Source organism: Mesorhizobium sp. BHbdii (genome assembly GCF_053848045.1).
The window spans coordinates 1-548 of the sequence record NZ_JBSPKX010000111.1 but is presented as its reverse complement, the minus strand read 5'-3'; the positions used below and the strand labels follow the sequence as shown (position 1 = coordinate 548).

The following is a 548-nucleotide window of genomic DNA, read 5'->3' as shown; positions in this document are numbered from 1 at the left end:
GGCCGATGCGCTCAAAATCCCAGCTGTAGTCGCCCGCCGCCTTGAGCACGACGGGTTCCAGGCCGGCGGCCCTCATCGCGTCGATATAGCTCTGCAGGCGCTCGCCGGAATTGTGATTGACGTGCGGAATGTCGACATAGACCGGCGGTTCGCCGGACCGGCAGAGATAGTCGACGATGGTCGACGAGCTCTGGCGGTTGTCGTTGCCGACGAAAGGCGTGTCGCCCTCGATATAGGTGTCGAAATAGACGATCGGTATGTCCTCGCTCATCCGCTCGAAGACACCGGGCTCGGAAACCAACCCCAGCGGCGCGACGATGGCGCCGGCAACCTTCAGCGACATCAGCGTCCTGACCGATTCCGCCTCCAGTTTCGGTGAGCCGTGCGAGGAGATGACGATCGGCCAGAAACCTTCGTCGCGGCAGCGCAACTCAATGCGGCTGACCATTTCGGCATAGAACGGATCGGTGAGCGCCGGCACGACGATGCCGACATTGCGGGTGCGCTTGCGGTTGAGATTGCGCGCGAAAACGTTTGGCTGATAGTCC

1 protein-coding gene is annotated in these 548 nt (G+C 62.0%); it reads right to left on the bottom strand.

Annotated features, from left to right (window positions below):
* A partial coding sequence (locus ACWTU8_RS32115; protein ID WP_455851288.1) for a LacI family DNA-binding transcriptional regulator occupies positions 1-548 on the bottom strand: 548 nt, incomplete at both ends.